Here is a 23,040-nt window from a genome sequence, read left to right as displayed (position 1 = left end):
TCCAGTGAGTCCAGAGCGACAGCTGTCGCGTTAAGATGCTGGCACGGCCCTGCCGCCTTCATCAACCGGATACTGATTGCCGATGACAGACCCACTGGAGACAAGGACGGATCGCCGTCCTGGCGGTCGCACCGCCCGCATCCGCGCCCAGGTTCTCGATGCGGTGCGCGCCGAACTCGCTGAACGCGGTCACGAAGGACTCACGATGGAGGGCGTCGCGACACGGGCCGGAGTGCACCGCGCCACGGTCTACCGCCGCTGGCGCGATGTCGGCGGCCTGCTTGCCGACGTCATCGCCGCGGCCGGCGAAATCGACTGGCAGCCGCCGGACACCGGATCCCTGCGCGGCGATCTGACGGCCCTCAACCACGAGATCCAGGAATCCCTGTTCGTGCAGCCGTCGCTCGCCGTCGCCCTGATGGCCGCCTCGTTCCACTCCGAACAGGCCGCCCGGGCGCAGACGCGGCTGTGGACGGACCGGTACGCCCAGTGCGAGATTCTCGTCGAGCGCGCCGTCGAGCGCGGTGAACTCCCCGCACACCACGCGGACGCGCGGAGCCTGCTGATCGCCGCCACGGCGCCGCTCTACCACCAACTGGTGCTCCTGCGCGCAGATCCGGACCCGCAACTCCCGGAGCGGGCTGCGGAGGCGGCAGTCCTCGCGGCAGCCGGCGGCGCCTTCTCCGTCCGCCGGGAAGAGAGCGTGCGATCGAGGAGACGGGGAGCAAACGCAAGCGTGTAGGAGCCGCCAGAAGGCGCTGCGAGCGGCGCTGGAGGAAGAGGCCACGCGGGACTGTCGGGCGGGCGTGCGCGCCCGGGTCCGCGAGCAGGCCGCCTCCAGCGCGGGCCTGCTGATCGAGGCTGCGGCGCTGCCGCTGGCGTGGCTCCTCGGGGCGGCGCTGCCGCCGGTAAGCGCGGGAGTTCCCTCCCTGCTCATCCAGGTAATGATCGTGTAAATTGGGCTCCGGTGTGCCGGGAAGCCTGGTCGGCGGTACGAGAGAACTCTCTTCGCTGATCGGGGGCCTGCCGTGGTGCTCATTGTCGTCTTCGGGACGGCTTTGCTGGTGGCGGTGCTGTTGTCGGGTCTGGCGGCCCGCTCGGTGCTCTCCACGTCCCTGCTGTTCCTGCTGGGTGGGGCGCTGGTCGGTGACGGCGCCCTGGGCCTGGTCCACATCCACCCCGGCAGCCCGATCGTGGCGATCACGGCGGACCTGGCGCTGTTCACGGTGTTGTTCACCGACGGCCAGCATGTCTCCTTCCCTTCGCTGCGTGCCGCCTGGCGCAATCCGGTGCGTGCGCTCGGGGTGGGGATGCCTTTGGCGTTCGCGGGCATGGCGGTGATCACGCACTTCCTGGTGGGGTTGGACTGGACGACGTCGTTCCTGGTGGGGGCGGTGCTGGCGCCGACTGATCCCGTGTTCGCCTCGGCGATCGTGGGCCGCCGGGAGGTCCCGGCCCGCTTGCGGCAGTTGCTGAATGTGGAGAGCGGCCTCAACGACGGCCTGGCACTGCCGGTGGTGCTGCTGCTGATCGCGATGGCTGGACCGACCGCGGGCGGCGCCGATGCGTCGTTGTCCAAGATCGCCCTGGAACTGGTGGGCGGGCTCGCGCTGGGCGTGGTGCTGCCGCTGGTGGTCGCGCTGCTGGTACGGGTGCCGCTGCTGGGTGCGGAGCCGAAGTTGCAGCCGCTGCTGCCGCTGGCGACCGGGGTGATCCTCTACGCCGCGTGCCACCTGACCCACGCCAACCCCTACCTGGCGGCGTTCTCGGCCGGAGCGGTGCTGGCCTCGGTGTCACCGGAGTCGAAGAAGACGTTCGAGCCGCTGGGGGAGGCGCTGGCGGAGCTGTCCAAGTTCGCCGCGCTGCTGGTCTTCGGCTCCCTGCTCACCCCCGGTCTGTTCGGGGACCTGTCGATCGGCGGCTACGTCGCGGTGGTGCTGGCGATCGTCTTGATCCGTCCTGCTTCGCTGCTGGTCTCGCTCGCCGGAACGGGTGTCGACCGGCGCGAGAAGCTGACCGCGGCGTGGTTCGGACCGAAGGGCTTTGCGTCGGTGGTCTACGGCCTGCTGGTGCTGCAGGCCGGGATCCCGCACGGCCGGCAGGCCTACACGCTGATCGCGGTGTGCATCGCGTTCTCGATCGTGGCGCACTCCAGCACCGACGTGCCCATTGCCCGGATGTTCGATGTGGAGGACCTGGTGGGCATTCCCGACGACGACCCGGACCCCGGCGGCGACAGGACGGCAGTCGGTGGTGTCGCCGCAGCCGGTGGTGGCCCGGCGCGGGGTGAGACTTCTGATGACGCCCGGGCGCCGATGCCCGCGGCCGACACGAAGGAGACCGGCGATGCGCGCATCTGACCTCGCCACCGACTACCCGACAGTGACACTCGACAGCGACGCCCTGGAAGCGGCCCGGATGCTGGCCACCCAGAAGCTGCCCGGGGTGCTCGTGATCGACGCGGACGGCGCACCCTACGCGGTCCTGCCCGCCTCCCGGCTGGTCAAGCTTCTGGTGCCCGCCTACGTCATCGAGGACCCCGCCCTGGCCGCGGTCGTCGACGAACACCACGCCGACCGGCTGTGCCAGACCCTGGCGGGCCGGTCGGTCGCGGACGCCCTGCCGCGCGAACCACGCGACCGTACCAAGGCGTCGGTCGCCGACGCCGACGACACCGCGCTGGAAGTGGCCGCGCTGATGGCCCGCGAGCGCAGCCCCCTGGTCGCCGTCGTCGACCGGGCCGACGGCGACCGCCTGCTCGGCGTGATCACCGCCGCCCACCTGCTGGACCGACTTCTCGAGGTGACATGAACGACTGGCACGCCTGGGCCGCCGTCGCCGTTTTCGCCGGCACCTACGCGCTGATCATCAGCGAGAAGATCCACCGGGTCGCCGCCGCCCTGGGCGGCGCCGGCCTGATGCTGCTGGTCGGCGCGACCGACGACACCTCGGCGTTCTACTCCGTGGACTCCGGGATCGACTGGAACGTCATCTTCCTGCTGATGGGCATGATGATGATCGTCGGAGTGCTCAAGCGCACAGGGCTGTTCGAATACCTGGCGATCTGGGCGGTCAAACGCGCCCGGGCCCGCCCCTTCCGGGTGATGGTGATGCTGATCGTGATCACCGCGGTGGCGTCCGCGCTGCTGGACAACGTCACCACCGTGCTGCTCGTCGCCCCGGTCACGCTGCTGGTGTGCGAGCGCCTCGCGCTGCCCGCCGCGCCGTTCCTGATCGCCGAGGTGTTCGCCTCGAACATCGGCGGGACAGCGACCCTGGTCGGCGACCCACCGAACATCATCATCGGCAGCCGCGCCGGCCTGACCTTCAACGACTTCCTCGTCAACGTCGCCCCACTGTCGGCCGTCCTGGTCCTGGTCCTGATCGCCCTGGCCAGGGTCATGTTCCGCGCGGCGTTCACCCTTGACGAGCAGCGCGCTGCCGAGGTCATGGCTCTCGACGAACGCGAGGCGATCCGCGACCGGCGCATGCTCGTCCAGGGCCTGGCCGTGCTGGCCCTGGTCATCGCCGGCTTCGTCCTGCACCCGGTCCTGGACTTCGCCCCCAGCATCGTCGCCCTGCTCGGCGCCGGGCTGCTGGTCGCCGTCTCCGCCGCCGACACCAACGAGGTCCTGTCGGAGGTGGAGTGGCCGACCCTGGCGTTCTTCGCCGGGCTGTTCGTCATGATCGGCGGCCTGATCGACACCGGCGTCATCGGACACGTCTCCGACGCCCTGGCCGGCGCGGTCGGCGACAAGGAACTCGGCGGGTCGATGCTGATGCTCGGCGCCTCCGGTGTGCTGTCCGGCGTGGTGGACAACATCCCCTACGTGGCCACCATGGCCCCGGTCACCGCCGACCTCGTCCACCACCTCGGCGGCGACAAGCACCACGTCATGTGGTGGGCGCTGGCCGCCGGCGCCGACCTGGGCGGCAACGCCACCGCGATCGGGGCGTCCGCCAACGTCGTCGTCCTGGGCATCGCGGAGCGCGCCCGCCAGCCCATCACCTTCTGGCAGTTCACCCGCTACGGCCTGATCGTCACCGCCGCCACCCTCGCCGTCACCGCGGCCTACCTGTGGTTGCGCTACTTCGCCCTCGCCTAACCGGCTCGTGAGGCCACCGCCCGAACCCCGCACCGCAGCGGCCCCCCACGGCCGCGGTCAGGGGACCTGGTCGCTGCAGCGCAGGAGACGGCCCAGGCCGTACCGGCGCAGCACGGCCCGCTGCCCGGCACTGGCCCGATGCACCGTCACCCGCGTGTGGCGCCCCTGCGCAAGGGCCGCGACCGAGGCGAAGACCCCGCCGATCCCCACGGTCTGATCAGTACCGGCGAGATCGGTACGGGCCTGCCCCGGCGCCGACGACACCAGATCAGCCAGGACCAGACCCACCCCCGCGGTCCGCTGCGCACCGGGTTCCCCACGCACGCTCACCACCAGCTCCCGGCGGACATGGCGCTCCACCAGGACGGCACGGCGCAGCTCCCGGGCCCGCCAGGCGACCAGGCGGTACCGGCGGGACACCGGCACAACACGGCGTCGGCCGCGATCGAGTAGCCGCAGCCCGGCCGGAAGGGACCCCGGCTGTCAGCCGGCGGCGCGGAGTCCTCGTCGCGCAGGCGTTCCAAGGTGGCGGCGACGTAGCCGCGGTCGTCGGAGCCGGCCACGAGAGCGGTGACGAAGCGGAGCAGGCTGTGGGCCAGTCCGATGATGCTGCCGGTGGTGGGGGAGTCGTGCTGCCGGTCGCGCAGCGCGGAGGATGTCCGCAGTGCGGCAGCGGCCCGAGATGTGGGTCCACCGCAGTGTGCGCGGACACGTGGGCGGACGTCATGGACCGGCCGGGAAGTTGTGTCCAGGCCGGCCCTGGGCGGGTCCGTACCGCAGGTGGATTCAGTTGCGCGTTGCGAGCTCGCACGAAGGCCGTGAGAGGAATTCCGGAACGCCGAAGTCATCCCGTGCGACCTTCACACACGCGTCCGCGCCTTCCCTGGCGCCTACGACGCACGCTTCGCCGGCCCCGAACTGCGCCATGAACTCGGAGCACTCGCTGACGCTGGCGTGAGCGGCCGGAGCCGTCGCCACGATGCCGGTCAGGGGCACGATCGCGGTGGCAGCGAGCACTGACAGCGCGCCGAGCAACTTACGCATGGGGGCCTCTTTCTCTCGGGCGGCGCACCCGCGGAAGCTGATGCGCGACGGTTCGTGGGAACGTGCCTGGTGGTACGTCAGCCACCTACCCGTCCGCGCAGCCGGCGCCACCCCACATCACCCCTGTGGCCGACAAGCAGGGCCGGCGGCACCGCGCCGGGCGGACCGAAGCGCCGGCTCGGCTCCGCAGCTCAGGCCGATGTGGGTGTGTGAGGGAGGTGGGTCACGGACCCCAGTCACTCCTCATACGCCAGGGGTGCAGCCCAGGACCGTACCTGCTGGGCGAGCGCAGTTTCGGTGTTCCGGCGGATCCGGCCGTGGACCTGGTCATCCGGTCACAACGGCGACGGGGGCGCGAACATGCCGCACCCGTGGCCTGGGCCGAACGGCCCGGTGCGCCAGACCGCTCGGCCCTGGTGCCGCGGCGCGGGCGGGACAACGATGGTCGTGGATCAAGGAGGCGAATGAACCACAGCCATGAGCCCGCCAGGGTGCACGTGCAGGTCCAGGTCCGCGGAAGCACCTCGGCGGGCGATTCCGACTACGCGCGTGCCAAAATCGCTCCGGTAGTGGCGCGCCTGCGTGCACCGGTGCACGCGGTCGGGGTCAAGCTCACCCAGTCCGCCCGCCCGGCCGGCAGCCCCGCGTCAGCCGTCGCCTCGGTCGACCTCAACGGACGCCCGGTGCGGGCCCAGGTGACGGCGGCCTCGATGCCCGAAGCGATCGACCTGCTCAAGGACCGGCTGACCAGCCGCCTGTCCCGGATCACCGATCCCCAGGCCGGAACCTGGCACCGATCGGACCCCGCGCCGAACCACCACGGGCACCGGGTGCCGTTGCGGGAGCGGCGCATCGTACGCCGCAAGTCCGTCGCGCTCTCGCCGCAGACGCCGGACCAGGCCGCCTTCGACATGGAGGCTCTCGACCTCGACTTCTACCTCTTCACCGACGCCGCCACCGGAGCCGACAGCCTCATCCACCGCAGGGCCGACGGATACGGGATGGCCCAGCTGGGCGGCGCCCCATCCGGCTACATTTCGCCCCCGGCCATCCCCCTCACCCAGAGCCCGGACCCCGTCCCCCGGATCTTCACGGCCGAGGCCGTGCGTCGCATCGAGGCCACGGCGGCACCCCATCTCTTCTTCGCCGATCCCACAACCGGCAGGGGACACGTCCTCTACCACCGTCGCGACGGCCACTACGGCCTGATCACCCCGGCCTGACGGCACCAGTTCCGCTGGGACACCGGTACGAGCACCGGCGGTCGCACGGTCCGCTCATCGGGCCCTGCGACCGTCAGTGGCGACGCCCTGCCACCGGGGCGTCCGGGCTGAGACGGGCGACCTGCCAGAGTGAGCAGTCGCCGGCCCTGGTCGCCACTCGGCGCCGGCCGGCCAACGTGTTTTCTCGCCCCCGTGGGAACGACGCACGCCACCGTCGTGTGCCAGTCGTCGTCTTCAACGGCGGCAGGTGCTCAAGCGGTGTTCGCACGTGCCGGTGCGCTTGGTGCCTCCCGAACGGGTGTCCGTTCTCGTGGACAACGCCCCACCGGGTGAGCGGCGGCTCGGCCGCATCATCGCCATCAGGGCATTTCGTCCTCACAGAAGGAGACCGCACCTGGAACTCGGACGAGCTGGCAACGGTCCACACCGCAACAGCCCAAGGTCTCAGCCGGCTCCAGCTCCGAGCGGCCGACCGAGCCTCGACGCGTGCCTCAGGGCGATCGCCTCCGGACGTTCACGCCCGCGCTCGCATCGTGGCCCCCGGCGCGCCGCCGCGCACCCCGCCGCGACCGGGAGACTCGGCCGCGTGTCAGAGCCCGTACCCCGGACGTCGTCGATGCGGTGGGCAAGCCGTCCCGCCGGCTGCGACGCCCGCACGAGGCGCGCGTCGCGGCCGGCAGCCGGAAGCGGTTACGCGTGGGTGTCAGTCGGCGGGACCGCCCCGGACCACGCAGGAGCGGTTGTTCTCCCAGCCCCAGCCGTCCCCGTCCGGGTCGGTCGCGCTGCCGTTGGCGCAGTACGGGTACCCGTTGGGGGCCGTTCCCGGGGTCGAGCCGCTGCTGCCGTACACGGCGGCCCTCCTGGCCGTGGAGGAGATGCCGTTGCTGCCGTAGAAGATCCGGTTGCCCCACCAGGTGAGGGAGTTGGGGTTGAAGCCGTTGCTCATGTCCAGGTATGCGACGTCGCCGCCGTTGCCGCTCCACGACCAGCCGAGGTACCCCAGGCCCCGGGCCTGGGCGGTGGACATGATGGCGTCCTCCGCGACGTCACCGTCGCTGTGCTGGTAGCCGAACTCGCCGACGACCACGGGCAGGTGGGCGTTGACGTAGGCGTCCAGGTAGCCGGTGACCTTGTCGGCGGTGTTGTAGACGCCGTACATGTGCACCGAGAAGATCGTGTTGCGGTCGGGGTCGGCGGCGAGCACGGACGCGGCGTTCGCCTTCATCGTGCCCGACCAGTCCTGGCCCCAGTTCGGCCCGTCGACCATGAGCGCGTGGTGAAAGCCCGCAGCGCGCATCTGCGCGACGGCGCTCTTGGTGGCGGCGGTCCACTGGGCGTAGTTGGTGTTGCCCCACGGCTCGTTGCCGATGTTGATGACGGTGTAGGCCTCCTGGCCGTCCAGCGCGCTCTTGACGCTCTTCCAGTACGCAACTGCCTGGTCGAGGGACGCGGCGGCCGCGTCCTCGCCGTATCCCGTGGTGTCGTGGTCCTCCAGGACGCAGACGACCTTGCTCTGCTTGCACTGGCCGATGAGGGACGCCACCTGGGAGGCGTCGGTCCTGGTCCAGCGGTTGCCGCCGCCCAGGACGACGCGGACGGTGTTGGCCCCCTTGGCGGCGATGTCGCCGATGGCGGCGCTCTGGCCGGGGTACCAGACGTATGCGTGGCTGGCTCCGCGCATCACGAAGTCCGCGCCGTCGCCTTCAACGATCCTTCCGTTGCTGACATGCAGGCCGGTGCTCGCGGCCTGCGCGGTCGTGACCGGACCGGCGGTCTGGACGAACAGCGCCGCCAGTCCGGCGAGCACGGTGGCGACGGCCGCGCGCGGCACGCTCGAACGTAGGGTTCTTGCCATGGTTCGCTCCTGTGGGGGGTGGGTGGGGGGAGGGGGCGAGCGCTGCTCACCACCTGGTCATGTCGGGCAGCTGGTCGACGGGGACGGTCCTCGGGTCGCCATGGCGGTCCTCCACAGCCCCTGGACGTCCTTGCCGCTTCCGGCCCAGTCCCGGGACGCCCACACGACGACGTACGACCACGCCGGGCGGTGCAGTGCCAGATCGCCGGCGGGGGCGCTGTCCGTGGGGGTCGGCGCGGGAGTGGCCGCGGTGTCCGTCGGAGTCGGAGTGGGCGTCGGCCCGCCGCACGGGGTGCCGTTGAGGGTGAACGCCGTCGGTGAGGGATCGGCGCCGTCGTAGGCGAGATCGAGGCCGAACGTGACTGTGCCGCCGCCGGCTGCGATGACCGCGTCGTAGGCGGCGTTCGTCGCCGTGACAGCCGCACCGGTCCGGGTCCTGGTCGCGTTCCACCTGTCGGTGACGGTCTGACCGCCGGGACAACTCCAGCCCACCGTCCGAGCTTTGACCCCCGTCGAGGCGTTGTTCGTCACCTCGACGTTCACTGTGGCGCCGCCGCCCCAGCCGTGGGTCACCTCGTACCGGACGTCGCAGGAAGCAGCTGCGGCGGCGGGCGCGTCCGGCGTCGACGCCGCCGCTGCCGGCACCGCGGCGGGGACCGGCACCGCGGCGAGCCAGGCTCGCGGTCCTCTTCCTCGCTCGAGCATTGCCTACTTCCTCTCCTGGGTGGACCGTGACGCGGTCCCGGCACCGAGACGCGTCCCTGGCGGCGGGACGGGAGGGCAGGGCGTCGTCGTCACAGGACGTGTGACATGAAGCGCTTCAGTTCCCGTTCAGGCATGGCGGAGCCGCCCGCCTTCGGCCCGCAGGGGGCGAGACGTGTCGGTCAGCCAGCGGAGATCAGGAAACAGAGACTCGCAGCGAGGTGGCGAAACTTTTCGTGATGAGAGTGATGGTGAAGCGGTTAATCTGTCAAGGGGCCCGGCACGGAGTCGACGGCACGAGGCGGGCGGCCCTCGCGCGTCCGGCTGCCTGCTCCCCGGGCGGACTCCGGGCTCACGCCCCCTCCGGGTCGCGGTCCTGCCCCCGGGGCCGTCCGGCGGGGCCGTATCCGCCACCGCCGGGGGTCTCGATCACGAGGACATCCCCCGGCTCCATGCGCACCACGTCGCTCGCTGCCAGGACGGACACGGTGCCGTCCGCACGCTCCACCCGCCCGGCTCCCGGCGCGCCGGGAAGCCCGCCCGCCATTCCGTACGGGGGCACACGGCGGTGCGAGGCCAGGGTGCTCACCGTCATGGGCTCCAGGAAGCGGATCCGCCGCACCGCCCCGTCGCCACCTCTCCAGCGGCCGGCTCCTCCGCTGCCCTCGCGGACGGCGAACTCCTCCACCCTGACCGGATGGCGCCATTCGAGCACCTCGGGGTCGGTGAGCCGGGAGTTGGTCATGTGTGTCTGCACGACCGAGGCGCCGTCGAAGCCGTCGCCCGCACCCGCTCCCGAGGCAACGGTCTCGTAGTACTGGTGCCGGTCGTTGCCGAAGGAGACGTTGTTCATCGTCCCCGAGCCTTCCGCCTGCACGCCCATCGCCCGGTAGAGGGCCCCGACCAGCGCCTGCGAGGTCTCGACGTTCCCGGCCACCACGGCGGCCGGGTAGACCGGCGCCAGCATCGACGCGTCCGGCACCTCGATGCGCAGCGGGCGCAGGCTGCCGTCGTTGAGCGGGATGTCGTCGTCCACCAGCGACCGGAAGACGTACAGGACCGCCGCCGTCACCACGGCGGTGGGGGCGTTGAAGTTGCTGGGGAGCTGCGGGGAGGTTCCGGTGAAGTCGACGGTGGCGGCGCGGGCGGCGCGGTCCACACGGATCTGCACGGCGATCACCGCGCCCGAGTCGGTCTCGTAGCGGCACGATCCGTCGCCGAGCCGGTCGATGACCCGCCGGACGGCCTCCTCTGCGTTGTCCTGCACGTGCCGCATGTAGGCCTGGACGACGTCGAGGCCGAAGTGGTCGATCATCGCGCCCACCTCCTCGGCGCCCTTGCGATTGGCGGCGACCTGTGCGCTGAGGTCGGCGACGTTGGTGTCCGCGTTCCGCGAGGGGTGGGGGCCGCTCGCGAGCAGTTCCCGTGTCTCGGACTCGCGGAGCCGGCCGTTCTCGACGAGCAGCCAGTTGTCGAAGAGGATGCCCTCCTCCTCGATACGGTGACTGTCCGCGGGCATGGACCCAGGGCTGAGACCGCCGATGTCCGCGTGGTGGCCACGGGAGGCGACGTGGAAGAGGACCCGGGCAGGCCCGTCCGGGCCTCTCTCGTCGAAGACGGGGGTGATGACGGTGACGTCCGGCAGATGTGTGCCCCCGTGGTAGGGGTCGTTGACCGCGTAGCTGTCCCCGGGCCGCATGGCGGCCCCCCTGCGGCGGATGACCTCCTTGACGCTGGTGCCCATGGACCCCAGGTGCACCGGGATGTGCGGGGCGTTCGCCACCAGGTTGCCCTCGGGGTCGAAGAGTGCGCAGGAGAAGTCCAGCCGCTCCTTGATGTTGACCGAGTGGGCGGTGGACTCCAGCCTGGCTCCCATCTGCTCGGCGATCGACATGAACAGGTTGTTGAACACCTCCAGCATCACGGGATCGGCCTCGGTCCCCATACGCTGCCCGGACCCGGACGCCACGCGCCGCACGAGGAGTTCGCCGTGTTCGCCGGCCTGCGCCTGCCAGCCGTCGTCCACCACCGTGGTGGCATTGGCCTCGACGACGATCGCGGGCCCGGTGACGACGGTTCCGGCGCGCACCTCCTCCCGCTGCAGCAGCGGCACGTCGCGCCAGGATCCGCGACAGTACATCGGCGCGGTGTCCTGCGCCGCGGCCCCGCCCGCCAGGCGCTCCGGATCCGGGACGGTCCACTCGGTGGCGCACCGCGCCTCCACCGAGAGGGATTCCACGGTGAGGGGACGGTCCATCAGGAAGGAGTACCGGGCAAGGTGCTCCGCCTCGAAGGACCGCCTCATGTCGCGGGCACCGGAGAGTTCCACCGGATGGGCGGTGTCCGTTCCCTCGTAGCGCAGCATCGCGCGGTGCACGACGGTGATCCGGCCGGTGTCGACGCCCTCGTCGCGCAGCTCGTCGCGGGCGGCCGCCTCGAGTGCGCCGGCCACCGAGCGGATCGGGGGCATCGACGCGTCGGCGAGCGGGAGCTCGACCGACTTCTCCCGCATCGCCGTCACGTCGGCCAGGCCGATGCCCAGCGCCGAGAGCACCCCCGCGTGCGGAGGTACGAGGACGGTGCGGATTCCGAGCGCGTCCGCGACGGCGCAGGCGTGCTGACCGCCGGCGCCACCGAAGGTCGTCAGCACGTACTCGGTGACGTCACGCCCCTTCTGCACCGAGATGCGCTTGACGGCGTTGGCGATGTTCGTGACCGCCACACGCAGGTAGCCCTCGGCCACCTGCTCCGGGGTGCGGTCGTCCCCTGTCTCGCGGCGGATCCGCCGGGTGAGTTCGGTGAAACGCCGGCGGACCGCGTCCGCGTCCAGCGGCAGGTCGCCGTCGGGCCCGAACACCCGCGGGAAGTGGCCGGGCTGGACACGGCCCAGCATGACGTTGGCGTCGGTGACCGTGAGCGGCCCGCCGAGGCGGTAGCAGACCGGCCCCGGTACGGCCCCGGCGGAATCCGGGCCGACGCGGTAGCGCCCGCTGTCGAAGTGCAGCACGGAGCCCCCGCCAGCGGCGACCGTGTGGATGTCGAGCATGGGAGCCCGCAGCCGTACCCCGGCGACCTCTGCGGTCTGGACGCGCTCGTACGCCCCCGCGTAGTGGGACACGTCGGTGGACGTGCCCCCCATGTCGAAACCGATCACCCGGGTGAACCCCGCGCGCCCCGACGTCCGGGCCATTCCCACGATGCCGCCCGCGGGGCCGGAGAGCACCGCGTCCTTCCCGCGGAAGTGCCCGGCTTCCGCCAGCCCCCCGTTGGACTGCATGAACATCAGCCGCACCCCTGGCATCTGCCGTGCGACCTCTTCCACGTAACTGCGGAGGACCGGTGACAGGTAGGCGTCGACGACTGCCGTGTCGCCGCGGGGCACCAGCTTCATCAGCGGGCTGATCTCGCTGGACAGGGACACCTGAGGAAACCCGACACGGCGGGCCAGCTCGCCGACGGCGTGCTCGTGAGCAGGGTTCCGGTGACTGTGCAGGCAGGCCACGGCCACGGACCGGATGCCCGTGTCGTAGGCGGCCAGCAGGTCGTCCTCCAGCCGCGCGAGGTCGGCGCGGCGCACCACGGTCCCGTCGGCGGCGATCCGCTCGTCGACCTCGACCACCCGCTCGTAGAGCTGCTCGGCTGTGCGGATGCGGCGTGCGAAGATCCGCGGCCGGTTCTGGTACCCGATCCGCAGTGCGTCCCGGAACCCCCGGGTGACGACGAGGAGGACCCGCTCCCCGGTGCGCTCCAGCAGCGCGTTGGTCGCCACCGTCGTACCCATCCGTACGGTCTCCACCAGCGACGCGGGCACGGGGTCGTCCGTCCCCAGGCCGAGCGCCCGGCGGATGCCGGCCACCGCCGCGTCGCGGTAGCGGGCCGGATCGTCCGACAGGAGCTTCTGCGCCAGCAGCCGCCCGTCCGGGCTACGGGCCACGATGTCCGTGAACGTGCCGCCCCGGTCGATCCAGAACTGCCAGCGCCGATCCGTCATGGCCCCAGTATCAAGGTGGGGCGGATATGGGTGCAAAAAGGAAATATCGGCACCATGCTCCCGGGAATCGGGTATCCCTTTCCGGAGAGGTGGTCGAAGTGGCGTCGTTCATGGTCGGCGTGTGTGCGGAGACCGGCCCGGGCGAGCGGCGCGTGGCCGTCGTACCGGCCGCGGTCGGCGCGCTGCGGGCGCTCGGCGCCCGGGTCGCCGTCGAGGCCGGCGCCGGACACCCGGCCGGTTACGGTGACGGCGCGTACGTGCGCGCGGGTGCCGAAGTTCTCTGCCGGGCGGACGTGACGGGCCGAGCGGACGTTCTCCTCGGGGTCGGGCTCCCCGCCGGTTCGACCGGGCCGGGGACACGCCGCGGCCAGATGGTGGCGGGCCTGCTCCGCCCGTTGCGGAACGCGCTGATCGTCCGCTTCTGGGCGGAACGCGGGATCACCGCGGTGAGCTTCGACCTCCTTGCCGAGGCGCCCGGTGACCTCGCCGACATGGACGCCGCCGCCCAGCAGGCACGCATCACCGGACGTCAGGCGGTACTGACCGGACTCCTGCACAGCGGGCGGCACCTGCCCGGATCCGACACCGGACGCCGGTTCCCGCCCGTGCGGGTGCTGGTGGCCGGCGGTGGCCCCGCCGGCCTCCAGGCCGCGCACACCGCCCGCACGCTGGGCGCCGTGACGACGGTCTGCGACACCGCCGGCCCGCGGGAGCGGGACGGCACGCCGCGTTCCCTGCTGAGGGTGCTGCCCGATGCCGACATCGTCGTCGTCACGGCCCGGGACCTCTCACCGGGCATGCCGGAGGTGCTGGTGGGCGGGGGTGCACTCGCCGCCATGGCACCCGGCTCGGTCGTCGTGGACACCACGGCCGAGCCCGACGGTGGGAGTGTCGCCCGGGTCCGCCGGGGCACGGCGGTGACGGTACCGCCCGGCGTCACCGTTGTCGGCTCCGGCGGTCTGGTCACCGAGGTGGCCCACGAGGCCTCGGCGGGCTACGCGCAGAGGGCCGCGGCGCTGCTGGGCCGCTTCGCCGTGGACGGGCGGCTCGCGGTCGACCTGGAGGACCCCCTGCACGCCACGCTCGTGGTCGCACACCGCGGTGACGTCCTGCGACATGACGTGCAGCGTGACCTCGTCCGTCTGACGGAGGTCGCGGGGCTGCCGTGAACCCGGGCAGCGCCGTACCCGCGGCGGGCGAGGGTCAGGACGCCAGCAGGACGAGATGCCGGACGGCGGCAACGGAGTGCCAGGCACAGCCTTCGTAGCAGCGCCCCAGGAGGGCGATGTCGACGGCATCCGGTGCACTGGTCCGCGGCCCGTCGGCCACCAGGGCTTCGTCCAGGGACCGCTGGCGTCCGGAGATCCCCGCGAGCCGCAGGTCCAGCTCTTCCAGGGGGTCGGCGTCCGGCGGCGCCCCGCCGGGCCCGCCGGTGCGCTCCACGACCTCCGCCGCGCGTTCCACGAGCTCCGTCGCCTCCCCGCCCAGCGCCGTCACCGCCGCGTGAACGGCAGGCGGCACCCCCTGTCCCCCCGGATGCCACGACCAGGCCATCTCCGCGACCTGCTGGACCAGCTCGCCCACCCGTCCCATGTCACCCCCGGCATGCGCCGCGGCCACCGCCGCACGCAGCCCGGCGGTCGCCGTACCGTCGAGCAGGAGGCATTCCACGGCGTCGCGCAGCTCGTGCAGGGCGGCGTCGGAGGCCTTCACGCGCTCCCCGTCCCCGTCTCCTCCGATGACCTCCGTCGCAGCGCCCAGAGCCGTCCGGGCCGCCCGCAGGGCCGCCCCGCACAGAGCCGCGACCTCGCGGAGCCGATCGTCTTCGGGCCCGGTCATACGCCGCCTCCTCTCGCCGCGGAAGGCACCCGCTGACCGCGGAACGTGCTCAGTTAATCACGTTCGGCGACGGCTGCGGCGATGGGAGAGCCCGTGTGATGCGCCTGTCCGTTCGGTCCCGCCAAAGCCGGGCATCCCGGGCCCCGGCGGGTCGCACAGGGCGCGCTCACCCGGGCGCTCCGACCCGTGACGGTCACCCACCACCACGGACCGTGACGTCCACGTCCTTGCCGGAGCGCATCCGGGGAACTCGTCCCCCGTGGGCATCGTCCTCGGCGTCTCCTCGGGGGCTCACCGGCGAGCGGCCGGAAGGCTCGGAGGACATCCTCGAAGTCGCCGGGCCACCAGCGTTCGCGCGTCCTTTCCGCGGGGTCCCGCCTCCCGGGCGGTGCCTACGACTGCCCACGCTCCCGCGTGCGCCTGTCGGCGGCGAACCGGCGCCCTGAGGCCGGGGCCAGGTGCGCCTCCGGACCCGGGAAGAAGACCGTCTCACGGTCGTTCTCGGTCCAGTGCACGACGTACGGAGGTGTGCCGTCGGAATGCTCCACGCCCACGATCTGCCCCCTGCGCCTCGGGCCGTCGAGATGCAGGGCCTCGACCACGATCCAGTCTCCTACCTCGGCATGCATGGCGTGCTCCCTCCTGCTCTCTCCAGCCTCCGCACTCCTGGCGGAAGCGGCAAATGCGGTGCGGTCCTGCCGGGCTGGAGCGGCCGTCGTCGCACCGGCACGTGTGCGCCGGAGCCCATGACCCCCACCTCCGAGGAGGGTCGGCAGCGCCGGACACGCCCACCGCGTGGGCGGTTCGGCGACGGCCGCGGCAGGCACGGCCCCTTCCCGCGGTTCGGGACCGCGCGGTGGCCGCACCGCCGAGGCGGCTCGTCGCAGCAGGGCTGACCTGGCCGGGGCCAGCGCCGCTCGGCCCGGTGCGGCGGCTCCCGGGGGGCCCGGGAGAAGGGACAGAATCAGGGCCGCCAGCACACGACAGCAAGGGAGCCCGCCCAACGTGGCAGAGGTCAAAGTCACCTACGACAAGACTGTGGACGCAGCGTACGTCTACCTCACCGAACCGCCGGCCCTTGTGAAGTCCGCGCGCACGTATCCCTGCGATCCGGTGGACGTTGACGGCATGATCAACCTCGACTTCGACGAGCAGGGCCGCCTCTTCGGCATCGAGGTGTTGGCGGCCAGTTACTAACTGTCCACGTACCTGCTCGACTCCGCGGAGCGGCTGGACACTGAAGGCTCATGAACCGGCGGGCACGGATCTGGGCGGCGGCCGCGGTGTGACCTACCGCAGGTTGGAACAGCTCCGTGGCCGTCACCCGCCAGACGGCACCGGCCTCATCGGTACGCGCGCGGTCGCCGCCGACGGCATCCTCCAGATCGCGGACGTCCCCCATGGCGGCGGGCCCGGCCGTCTACACCGTCACCTTTTCCGGTGACGACACGTACAACGGCAGCACCGTCGCGCAAACGGTGCAGGTACCTCCCCAGGAGGGGCCGCTTCCCCTTTGCCCGGACGCCGGGCGGTGCGCCATGGCGATGCCGGACGGCCCCGGGGGTAGGCCGCTGCCGTGTTCACCGCCCGGCCGGCCCGTTCCCGGGCACGTGCGCACGTCGATCACGCTGCCGCCGGTGGGAGGCCCCTGCCGCCCTACTGGACGTGAACGGGCGGGACGGGACCCGCGCGGTGAACCTCCGGGCCGGTGCGCGCCCCCCGGGCGCTGTCGAGCCGCCCACCATCCTCGGTGACGCCGGCCGCGCGAGGTGCACCCCCAACGGCCCATCCGCGGTCGGCGGCGACGCGTAGGCCTTCCTACCGTGGAGTCATGCCGCCCGCCGATCCCGACGCCCCCGCCCGGCTCGCGCCTCCGGTCCCCGGCTCGAGGATGACCGACGAATACCTGCGCACCCTGGGCCGCAACGCCTATCTGTGGGGTTGGCCGCTGGTGAACCTGCACAACCGGCTGACGATCATGGAGAAGGTGCCCGCTCCCGGGCTGCTGGGCGGCACGGTGCCCGCCGGGCCGCCCGGGACGGTGGGGATGCTGCACGACTACATCACCCCCGACGAGCGCATCGTGGCCTGCCCGAACCAGGACGTGGTCTACGGCTTCGGCATCCTGGACGCCAGGCGCGGCCCCTCGGTGGTGCAGGTCCCCGACTTCGGCACCAGGTTCTGGGTCTACCAGGTGGTCGACCAGCGCACTGACGCCTTCGCACAGCTCGGCTCCATGTACGGCACGAAGCCCGGCTGCTACCTCCTGGCGCCGTCCGGCTGGAGCGGACAGGTCCCCGACGGCATCGCCGGCGTGTTCCGGTATGACACCCGGGCCGGGGCGTGCATCCCCCGGGTCTTCATGAACGACACCGACGAGGACCGGGCCGCGGTCCGGCCGGTCGTCGACCAGATCATGGCCTACCCGCTCGCCGAGTACACCGGACAACTCCGCAGGACCGACTGGTCCAAGGCCCCGTCCTATCCCGCGGGTGACGCCACCGGCGGAGAGCGGGAGACCCAGTGGGTCGACCCGGGTACCTTCTTCGACATCCTTCCCGAGGTGCTCGACGAGGTACCCGCCCGCCCGGGCGAGGAGGCCCTGTACGCGATCTTCCACTCGCTACTGGACGCGGCCGCCGTCAGCCGGCACGCTGCCGACGTGCTGCGTCAGGCGGCAGCCGACACGGACGCCACCCTGGTCCGGGAACTGTTCGAGTTCCGCAACATCGGTGTCCCGCTCGACCACCACTGGAGCACCCAGGCCAACGGCGCCGCCTTCGGCGGCGACTACCTCAACCGCACGGCCATGGGCAAGGCCAACATCTTCGTCAACACCCCGCGTGAGACGGCGTACTTCTACCAGGACTGCGACGCCGAAGGGAACCTGCTCACCGGGGACCACGCCTACACGCTCACCTTCCCCGCGGGCGCCCTCCCGCCGGTGAAAGGCTTCTGGTCGGTGACGCTCTACAACGAACACCACTTCTTCCACCCCAACGACCTTGCCCGCTACTCGCTCGGAACCAAGAACACGACCCTGGTGCTCGACGACGACGGTTCCCTCACCCTGTACGCCGGCACCCGTGCGCCGGCCGACAAGCGATTCCACGCCAACTGGCTGCCGTCACCAGCCGGCCGGTTCTCGCTCTATCTGCGCGCGTACTGGCCCGAGCCGGCCGCTCTCGACGGCACCTGGCGCCCTCCGGCGGTCCTGCGGGCATCGAACTGACGCAGGGCCGCCGACGGGCCCGGCCCGCGACGGAGGGGGAAGCCGTGGGTGAAGCCATCGGCTCCCTGCCGGCGCCCGCCGCCGGCATCGCCGTCAGCCCGGTTCCCGCCCCCTCGCCGTGGACCTGCGCCGGCCGTGGGAGAAACCGACCACCTCCGGCCGGCTCAAGACGTCGACTCCCGAGAACCGGCCCGCTGGCGGGAAGCAGCGGATGAACCCCTGGGACCGCTTCCATGACGTCCGCGTCGCCGTCATCGTCGCCGTCTGCGCCCCGTGGGCCGCCGCCCTCGCCTGACCCCGCGGACCGACACCGCGCTGGTGGCGCACGATGCCCACTCCTGGGCGGCAGCAGAGCCCGCAACTGTGATCGCGACGAACGCGCGTACGCGCATGCCCTCCCGCCAGACGGCTCACCGTTTCTGCACAGCAACCCCCGCCCCAGGACGCCCTGGCCGGGTGGAAGGCCCGGCGGACGGGGCTGCCGTCTTTCTCACGCCCGCCGTGTCCTTTACCTCATGCACCGACGCTGCGTCACCCCTGCTCCGCGGCGGAGCGCAGGCGAAGGGTGACCGCCGCGGTCCCGAGCGCGGGCACCTCGACCGGGACCACGCCGCCGGGTTCCAGGCCGAGTTCGTGCCCCGCGAGGCCGAGGTAGTTGGTGCAGAACGCCTGGGTGACGGGGAACGGCGTTGCCAGTCGGCAGGTGATCGGCACCTCGGTCAGGGACTGCAGACGGACCATCAGGACACCCTCGTCCGGGGACGTCAGGCCCACAAGGCGGACGCGGGGATCGTCCACGGTGAGGAACCGCACCTGCGCAGGTGACGGCCCGCCGGCCTCGTCGCGGGCGCGCACCGTGACCAGCGGGTGGCCGGTGACGGCCGCAGTGCGCGCCGCCAGTCGTTCCCCGGCCGCTGTGGCGGGGCTCGCGGTGGCCTCGGTGGCCTCGGTGGCCTCGGTGGCCTCGAAGCCGACGCTGTAGCGGAAGCTCTGGTCGAATGCCTGCTCGGCGGGGAAGTTCGTGTCCCAGATGTTGTTGTGCACCCACGAGAAGACGGTGGCCGGCTCCTCCTGGGCCAGCGATTGCGGGTAGGGGACGTAGGGGATGGCGATGCCGCCGAGTTGGACGAGCGGGGCGTCGGTCGTGGTCAGCACGGCGTGCTGGGTCCCGTCGGTGAGGGCGATCCAGCGCCGGACGGCACGCATGTGGGCCGCGGATCCCGGTACCGTTGCCAGCCCGGTGCCGGTGACACCGCCGGTGGCCTCCATGCGCACCGCGGGGTCCTCCAGTGCGAAGGGGAAGGCGAAGAAGGCGCTTTCCTTGGTCAGCGTCGCGGGCTTGTCGATGCGGTTGTCGATGTCGAGGCGTGCCGCACCGTGCGGGAGGTGCACCGTGACGCGCAGCCGGCGGGTGCCCGCGGGGGCGCACTCGTACACCAGCGTGTGTCCCGTGGCGTCGCAGGTGCGCTCGACGAGGGCCGCGGGCGGCGCGACGCGACGTGAGGCCAGCAGGTGCATCGAGTCGTCGGCGACGGTCTTGCTGGACTGGTGGTTGAAGCCGCCGGCAGTGGCGTACTCGTCGTACACGTAGCCGTTGAAACCGATGGTGGCGTCCTGCCGGACGAGTTCGCGTCCGGTGTGCTTGTCGATGACGGATCCGATGCAGGCCCCGCCCAGGTCCACGGTGACGCGCAGGTGGTCGTTCTCCAGGACGGTGGCGTCCGCGGGCGTGCCCGTGGTGCACGGGACGGCAGCGGTGGTGCCGGCGGCGGTGTCAGCGGCGGGGACGATGTCCAGCCGGACGGCGCCGCATGCCGGCACGTCGGCCACCGGCACGTTCAGGAACCGGCCGGCCGCCCGGTGGCGCTCGTTGCTCTGGGCCTCCTCCGCCACGGGCAGGGGCGCGCCGGTACGTGCGTCGAGGACCCGGACGGCGTCGCCCAGCCCGGCGGTGCTCTCCGGCAGGAAGAGGCGGGCGGTCTCCGTGCGCGGCCAGCTGCAGGTGTTCACCACGTAGAAGGAGGCAAGGGCGCCCGGCTCGGGCGGGAGGGCCTCGCCGAGGAGGGCCCTCGCGGAGTCGAGCAGCGTCTCCGCCTCGTCGTGGGCGCGCAGGGCCTGGGCGTACTTCCAGTGCCACTGCGTCTCGCCGGAGCCGTGCCCGTGGTCGCCGTGGGTCCAGGGATCCCCGGCGCCCCAGGTGTGTTCGTTGAACAGCGAGGCCGCGCGGTAGACCGTGGGCGCCGCCTCGGTGACGGACGTGCTGCCGGGCACGCCCAGCAGTTGGGCGTAGCCGGCGACGGTCTGCGCCTCGGCGAGGGCGGCCTGGCCGCGGCGGGTGGCGGCCAGCGGGACCGCGCCGGCACCGACACCGTCGACCCACCAGTCGCTCCAGTCACCCTGGTAGGTCTCCAGGCGGTCGCCGACCCGCTTCTCGGCGTCCTCGAAGAAGTCCTGGTGGCGGGAGGCGCGCAGCTGGGGGTAGGCCCACTCCTCGTTCCACCGGCGCACCGTGTCCGAGATGATCCGGCGGGGCGGGCCGTTGTCGGCGAACTTGCCCAGCACGCGCAGGTGCAGGACATCCCACGGGTACGGGTCGGCGTCGGGGGTGTGGCCGAGGGCGGGGAAGCCGGGTATCCCCGGACCCTGGTGCGGGTACGGGAACAGGGCCATGGCGCCGAGGTAGGCGGGCAGGAGGTCGTCGACCCGGTCGTAGGACTCGTCGAAGCCGAGGATGGAGCCTTCCATGTAGGCCAGGCCGTGCGGGGTGTCGGTGCGCCAGACCAGGACGCTGTTGCCGCTGGGGGCCTGCCAGCGGAACAGCCGGGGCAGCCGCTCTCCTCCGACCAGGTGCGGCTGGGCGCGTCCGGCCCAGTTGTGGGCGACGGACAGGTAGCGGATGCCGTTGCCGGCCAGGACGTCGGGCAGGCCGACCACCTGGCCCGGCACGTCGGTCTGCATGGCGGTACGGATGTCGAGGCCGTGCCGGTCGCGCAGTTCCGTCATGGGGCGCAGGAGCTCGTGCAGCTCGTCGGTGGAGCAGGTCTCCGTGTGGAGGTTGAACGGCATGGCCGTCAGCTCGATGCGGCCTTCGCGGACCCGGTCGAGGAAGCTCCCGATCTGGCGGTCGGGGCGGTTCGCCCGCCAGTCCTGGAAGGAGTGGAAGCCCTCCACGGCCCAGCGGAAACGGGCGGCCTCCGGCCAGTCGTCGGTGTCGTCGCACAGTTCGAGCAGCGAGTCGAGGTAGCCGCGGTGCTCGGCCAGCACCCGGCCCTGGGGGTCGGTGTAGCCGATGTCGAGGTGGGAGTGCTGCACCAGGTGCAGCGTCCAGTGACGCTGCGGGTGCGCCTGGAAGTCGACGACGAAGTCCTCGCCGAGGTCGGGGAGTTCGATCCGTACGACCGTGGGGGCGTCCACCTCCGGTATCAGGATGCGGACGTCGTCCCCGGGGCCGGGAAGGATCTCGCAGTGCAGGGGGGCGCCGCCCTCGGTTCTGACGCGGGCACGCGTGATCAGCGGCGCGCCGTCCCCCGTGCCGGAGCGGCGTACGCCCAGCCGGACGGACTGGAGGAGGTCGCCCCTGCTGCTCCGGCGCAGCAGGGGCTCCCCGGTGAGCCGTACCTCCCAGCCGCTGATACCTGTGGTGACGGCCACGCGGTCGCGCAGGAGATCGCGCGCGATGTCGGAGTCCCACCAGGAGGGCCTGGTCAGCGGTGGCTTGGGCATGGCCGTGGGTGTCCTTCGTGTCGGGTGTCGTGGGTGGTACGTCGGGCGGCTGGTGCGGGTGTTCCTGCCGCCGCGGGTCAGGAGGCCGCGGTGTGGCCCGGCTGACGGCCCTGCCCGGTGGCGCGGGCCAGGGTGGCGAAGATCTGGACCATGGCGGACTGCTCCAGGGTTTCGGCCGGCGCGGTGGCGTCGTAGTCGCCGCCGCCCGAGGGCTGGAAGCGGAACAGACCGGTCGCGGTGTCCCGGTTGGTGGCGTAGGTGCTGTCCGCGTAGCCGGTGGCCGCCTGCAGGTACGACGGGTCGGGTCGCACGGCGTCGAGGGCGAGCAGGTCCTTGAAGTAGAAGGCGTTGAAGATCGCCGGCTGGTCGTGCAGGCGGGTGGCCTGGGTCCAGTGCGCCAGTGAGCCCCGGGCGTCCTCGACGGCCTTGTCCAGATAGCCGGCGTCGCCGGTGCCGCGGTAGAGGGCCACGGCCGCACCGATCATGGAGCCCGAGTTGTAGCTCCACAGGGTCGGGTCGGTGCTGCCGTCGTCGCCGCGGTCGTTGACGTAGAGGCCGGGGGACTGCCGCATGCACGAGTACACCCAGCCGTACCACGTCTCGGCGGCGTGCAGGTAGGCGATGTCGCGGGTGTCCTCGTACAGCCTGGCGGCGAGCTGGGCGGACAGCGCGGTGACGTTGGTGGCGCGGACGGTGTTGCCGGGCGAGTCGAACCAGTCCATGCCGCCCGGGCAGGCCTTGGCGCTGTCGTCGTCCCAGGCGCGGGCGACGATGGGTACGATCTGCTCGGCCCGGTCGAGGTACGTGCTGTCGCCGGTGGCCTCGTACTGGTCGAGCTCGCTCAGGCCGACCACGGCGTTGTCGTCGTAGTAGGCGTCGCCGCCCGATCCGAGGGGGGCGGGCAGGTAGGACTGGTAGCCCGGCCGGTCACCGGGGGCGAAGTACAACTCGACGGTGTCGAAGCGCTGCGTCGCGTCCCGGCGGTAGGACGGGCCGGTCTTCGGGAGCTGCTGCATGTCCACGGCCGCGGCCGCGGCCTCCCGCATCGGCCACAGGTAGGAGTGCGCGGGATCCCCGGCCTGCCGGGGCGCGCGCTCCAGGTAGAGGCCGTGACCGTCGGCGCCCTGGTAGAGATTCGCCTGCAGCGCCCGGTAGGCGTCGGTGGCCCGGTCGGCCCACTGGGCCGAGGCGACCGTGCGAGGGGAGTGGGCGTCGTGGGCGGACTGGGCGTGCGCGGGGACGGCGGTCCACAGCAGTCCGGCGCAGAGCGCGGTGACCGTGGTGTGGCGGAGCGTCGATCTCAGCATGGCGTTCTCTTCTCGAAC

The 23,040-nt window shown here is 72.1% G+C and carries 19 protein-coding genes; 10 read left to right on the top strand and 9 right to left on the bottom strand.

Annotated features, from left to right (window positions below):
* The first annotated feature begins 82 nt into the window (after positions 1-82).
* The 5 genes from ACH4SE_RS32130 (at position 83) to ACH4SE_RS32110 (ending at position 4,106) form a co-directional block, all read left to right on the top strand.
* The gene (locus tag ACH4SE_RS32130) at positions 83-742 is read left to right on the top strand and encodes a TetR/AcrR family transcriptional regulator (protein ID WP_398547063.1); all 660 of its coding nucleotides are present in this window, start codon (positions 83-85) and stop codon (positions 740-742) included.
* A gap of 64 nt (positions 743-806) precedes the next feature.
* Positions 807-956: a hypothetical protein gene (locus ACH4SE_RS32125; RefSeq protein ID WP_398547062.1), complete on the top strand. Its 150-nt coding sequence runs from the start codon at positions 807-809 to the stop codon at positions 954-956.
* 72 nt (positions 957-1,028) lie between these two features.
* Positions 1,029-2,360, top strand: coding sequence for a cation:proton antiporter (locus ACH4SE_RS32120; protein ID WP_398547061.1), 1,332 nt, complete (start codon positions 1,029-1,031; stop codon positions 2,358-2,360).
* Positions 2,347-2,811, top strand: coding sequence for a CBS domain-containing protein (locus tag ACH4SE_RS32115; RefSeq protein WP_398547060.1), 465 nt, complete (start codon positions 2,347-2,349; stop codon positions 2,809-2,811). Before ACH4SE_RS32120 ends, ACH4SE_RS32115 begins: the two co-directional genes overlap by 14 nt.
* Positions 2,808-4,106, top strand: coding sequence for an SLC13 family permease (locus ACH4SE_RS32110; RefSeq protein WP_398547059.1), 1,299 nt, complete (start codon positions 2,808-2,810; stop codon positions 4,104-4,106). The genes ACH4SE_RS32115 and ACH4SE_RS32110 overlap by 4 nt, the downstream gene beginning before the upstream one ends.
* Positions 4,107-4,163: 57 nt before the next feature.
* On the opposite strand, the gene ACH4SE_RS32105 is transcribed toward ACH4SE_RS32110, so the two are convergent.
* Positions 4,164-4,526, bottom strand: a complete 363-nt coding sequence (locus ACH4SE_RS32105; protein ID WP_398547058.1) for a hypothetical protein — start codon at positions 4,524-4,526, stop codon at positions 4,164-4,166.
* 366 nt (positions 4,527-4,892) lie between these two features.
* Positions 4,893-5,150: a hypothetical protein gene (locus ACH4SE_RS32100; RefSeq protein WP_398547057.1), complete on the bottom strand. Its 258-nt coding sequence runs from the start codon at positions 5,148-5,150 to the stop codon at positions 4,893-4,895.
* A 464-nt stretch (positions 5,151-5,614) separates the two neighbouring features.
* Between ACH4SE_RS32100 and ACH4SE_RS32095 the strand changes: the two genes are divergently transcribed.
* Positions 5,615-6,373, top strand: a complete 759-nt coding sequence (locus ACH4SE_RS32095; RefSeq protein WP_398547056.1) for a sigma 54 modulation/S30EA ribosomal C-terminal domain-containing protein — start codon at positions 5,615-5,617, stop codon at positions 6,371-6,373.
* 703 nt (positions 6,374-7,076) lie between these two features.
* On the opposite strand, the gene ACH4SE_RS32090 is transcribed toward ACH4SE_RS32095, so the two are convergent.
* The 3 genes from ACH4SE_RS32090 to ACH4SE_RS32080 all read right to left on the bottom strand — a co-directional run bounded on the left by ACH4SE_RS32090 (position 7,077) and on the right by ACH4SE_RS32080 (position 12,921).
* The gene (locus ACH4SE_RS32090) at positions 7,077-8,228 is read right to left on the bottom strand and encodes a cellulase family glycosylhydrolase (protein ID WP_398547055.1); all 1,152 of its coding nucleotides are present in this window, start codon (positions 8,226-8,228) and stop codon (positions 7,077-7,079) included.
* A 57-nt stretch (positions 8,229-8,285) separates the two neighbouring features.
* Positions 8,286-8,933: a cellulose binding domain-containing protein gene (locus ACH4SE_RS32085; RefSeq protein WP_398547054.1), complete on the bottom strand. Its 648-nt coding sequence runs from the start codon at positions 8,931-8,933 to the stop codon at positions 8,286-8,288.
* A gap of 349 nt (positions 8,934-9,282) precedes the next feature.
* Positions 9,283-12,921: a hydantoinase B/oxoprolinase family protein gene (locus ACH4SE_RS32080; RefSeq protein WP_398547053.1), complete on the bottom strand. Its 3,639-nt coding sequence runs from the start codon at positions 12,919-12,921 to the stop codon at positions 9,283-9,285.
* A gap of 98 nt (positions 12,922-13,019) precedes the next feature.
* Here ACH4SE_RS32080 and ACH4SE_RS32075 point away from each other — a divergent pair, with 98 nt between their 5' ends.
* Positions 13,020-14,090 (top strand): hypothetical protein, encoded by a 1,071-nt coding sequence (locus tag ACH4SE_RS32075; protein ID WP_398547052.1) that lies wholly within the window; start codon positions 13,020-13,022, stop codon positions 14,088-14,090.
* 34 nt (positions 14,091-14,124) lie between these two features.
* On the opposite strand, the gene ACH4SE_RS32070 is transcribed toward ACH4SE_RS32075, so the two are convergent.
* Both ACH4SE_RS32070 and ACH4SE_RS32065 read right to left on the bottom strand, forming a co-directional pair.
* A complete protein-coding gene (locus ACH4SE_RS32070; protein WP_398547051.1) occupies positions 14,125-14,760 on the bottom strand; it encodes a hypothetical protein in 636 nt (211 codons plus the stop codon).
* Between the two features lie 392 nt (positions 14,761-15,152).
* Complete coding sequence (locus ACH4SE_RS32065) at positions 15,153-15,389, bottom strand: DUF1918 domain-containing protein (RefSeq protein ID WP_398547050.1); 237 nt, start codon at positions 15,387-15,389, stop codon at positions 15,153-15,155.
* Between the two features lie 376 nt (positions 15,390-15,765).
* Here ACH4SE_RS32065 and ACH4SE_RS32060 point away from each other — a divergent pair, with 376 nt between their 5' ends.
* The 3 genes from ACH4SE_RS32060 (at position 15,766) to ACH4SE_RS32050 (ending at position 18,287) form a co-directional block, all read left to right on the top strand.
* Complete coding sequence (locus ACH4SE_RS32060) at positions 15,766-15,957, top strand: DUF2283 domain-containing protein (protein ID WP_398547049.1); 192 nt, start codon at positions 15,766-15,768, stop codon at positions 15,955-15,957.
* Between the two features lie 634 nt (positions 15,958-16,591).
* Positions 16,592-17,992, top strand: a complete 1,401-nt coding sequence (locus ACH4SE_RS32055; RefSeq protein WP_398547048.1) for a DUF1254 domain-containing protein — start codon at positions 16,592-16,594, stop codon at positions 17,990-17,992.
* Positions 17,993-18,110: 118 nt separating this feature from the next.
* On the top strand, positions 18,111-18,287 hold the full coding sequence (locus tag ACH4SE_RS32050) for a hypothetical protein (RefSeq protein WP_398547047.1): 177 nt from the start codon (positions 18,111-18,113) through the stop codon (positions 18,285-18,287).
* A gap of 236 nt (positions 18,288-18,523) precedes the next feature.
* Here the strand turns inward: ACH4SE_RS32050 and ACH4SE_RS32045 are convergent, their stop codons facing one another.
* Both ACH4SE_RS32045 and ACH4SE_RS32040 read right to left on the bottom strand, forming a co-directional pair.
* Positions 18,524-21,715: an alpha-mannosidase gene (locus ACH4SE_RS32045; RefSeq protein WP_398547046.1), complete on the bottom strand. Its 3,192-nt coding sequence runs from the start codon at positions 21,713-21,715 to the stop codon at positions 18,524-18,526.
* A 77-nt stretch (positions 21,716-21,792) separates the two neighbouring features.
* Positions 21,793-23,022 carry a glycoside hydrolase family 76 protein gene (locus ACH4SE_RS32040; protein WP_398547045.1) on the bottom strand — a complete coding sequence of 410 codons (1,230 nt, stop codon included), beginning with the start codon at positions 23,020-23,022 and terminating at the stop codon, positions 21,793-21,795.
* Positions 23,023-23,040: the final 18 nt, after the last annotated feature.

It is taken from the genome of Streptomyces sp. NPDC020983 (assembly GCF_044333485.1).
Classification (GTDB): Bacteria; Actinomycetota; Actinomycetes; order Streptomycetales; family Streptomycetaceae; genus Actinacidiphila.
Note: the sequence above shows the minus strand (reverse complement) of the source record. Positions and strands in the feature narration are given on the sequence as shown.

Excerpts from the sequence above, each read along its gene's own strand:
- ACH4SE_RS32130 (WP_398547063.1), top strand. The coding sequence starts at position 83 with ATGACAGACCCACTGGAGACAAGGACGGATCGCCGTCCTGGCGGTCGC.
- ACH4SE_RS32115 (WP_398547060.1), top strand. The coding sequence starts at position 2,347 with ATGCGCGCATCTGACCTCGCCACCGACTACCCGACAGTGACACTCGAC.
- ACH4SE_RS32110 (WP_398547059.1), top strand. The coding sequence starts at position 2,808 with ATGAACGACTGGCACGCCTGGGCCGCCGTCGCCGTTTTCGCCGGCACC.
- ACH4SE_RS32100 (WP_398547057.1), bottom strand. The coding sequence starts at position 5,150 with ATGCGTAAGTTGCTCGGCGCGCTGTCAGTGCTCGCTGCCACCGCGATC.
- ACH4SE_RS32095 (WP_398547056.1), top strand. The coding sequence starts at position 5,615 with ATGAACCACAGCCATGAGCCCGCCAGGGTGCACGTGCAGGTCCAGGTC.
- ACH4SE_RS32090 (WP_398547055.1), bottom strand. The coding sequence starts at position 8,228 with ATGGCAAGAACCCTACGTTCGAGCGTGCCGCGCGCGGCCGTCGCCACC.
- ACH4SE_RS32085 (WP_398547054.1), bottom strand. The coding sequence starts at position 8,933 with ATGCTCGAGCGAGGAAGAGGACCGCGAGCCTGGCTCGCCGCGGTGCCG.
- ACH4SE_RS32080 (WP_398547053.1), bottom strand. The coding sequence starts at position 12,921 with ATGACGGATCGGCGCTGGCAGTTCTGGATCGACCGGGGCGGCACGTTC.
- ACH4SE_RS32070 (WP_398547051.1), bottom strand. The coding sequence starts at position 14,760 with ATGACCGGGCCCGAAGACGATCGGCTCCGCGAGGTCGCGGCTCTGTGC.
- ACH4SE_RS32065 (WP_398547050.1), bottom strand. The coding sequence starts at position 15,389 with ATGCATGCCGAGGTAGGAGACTGGATCGTGGTCGAGGCCCTGCATCTC.
- ACH4SE_RS32055 (WP_398547048.1), top strand. The coding sequence starts at position 16,592 with ATGCCGCCCGCCGATCCCGACGCCCCCGCCCGGCTCGCGCCTCCGGTC.
- ACH4SE_RS32045 (WP_398547046.1), bottom strand. The coding sequence starts at position 21,715 with ATGCCCAAGCCACCGCTGACCAGGCCCTCCTGGTGGGACTCCGACATC.
- ACH4SE_RS32040 (WP_398547045.1), bottom strand. The coding sequence starts at position 23,022 with ATGCTGAGATCGACGCTCCGCCACACCACGGTCACCGCGCTCTGCGCC.